Raw genomic sequence first — 817 nt, 5'->3', positions numbered from 1 at the left:
GGACGAATGGGTGATCGCCGGCGGAGTGGAGTCTATGTCCCGGGTGCCGATCACTTCGGACGGCGGCGCCTGGTTCAACGACCCGGCCACCAACTACGACACGTACTTCGTGCCGCAGGGCATCGCCGCCGATCTGATCGCGACCGTCGAGGGTTTCTCCCGCGAGGATGTCGACACCTATGCCGCGAGGTCCCAGGAACGGGCCGCCGAAGCCTGGCGGAACAACTGGTTCGCGCAGTCCGTCATCCCGGTGACCGATCAGAACGGACTCGTCGTACTCGACCATGACGAGCACATGCGCGCGGGGTCGACCGTGGAGAGCCTGGGCCGACTGCCGCTGTCCTTCGAACAGATGGGAGAGGTGGGCGGGTTCGACGCGGTGGCCCTGCAGAAGTACCACTGGCTGGAGAGGATCAACCATGTGCACGGGCCGGGCAACTCCTCCGGAATCGTGGACGGTTCCGCGCTCGTACTCCTTGGCAGCGAGCAGGCGGGCCGTGATCTCGGGCTCACTCCGAGGGGCAGGATCGTAGCCACCGCCACCTCCGGCGCGGACTCGACCATCATGCTCACGGGCCCCACACCGGCGACCGAGAAGCTTCTCGCGCACACCGGTCTGACCGTGGACGACATCGATCTGTTCGAACTCAACGAGGCGTTCGCCGCCGTGGTCCTCAAGTACCAGAAGGACTTGGGTATCGCGGACGAGAAGCTCAACGTCAACGGGGGCGCCATCGCCATGGGCCGCGCCAAGCGCACCATGGGGCCCCTGGGCCAGGGCGCACGGCAACTCGAAGCCCTGGTCCTCGGCGCGCTC

General features: G+C 66.7%; 1 pseudogene. It reads left to right on the top strand.

What is annotated here, in order from left to right:
- Positions 1 to 817: pseudogene (locus KVT44_RS55495) on the top strand (acetyl-CoA C-acyltransferase); the annotation flags it as partial.

Origin of the sequence: Streptomyces sp. GbtcB7, assembly GCF_019091445.1 — a bacterium.
Classification (GTDB): domain Bacteria; phylum Actinomycetota; class Actinomycetes; order Streptomycetales; family Streptomycetaceae; genus Streptomyces; species Streptomyces mirabilis.
Note: the sequence above shows the minus strand (reverse complement) of the source record. Positions and strands in the feature narration are given on the sequence as shown.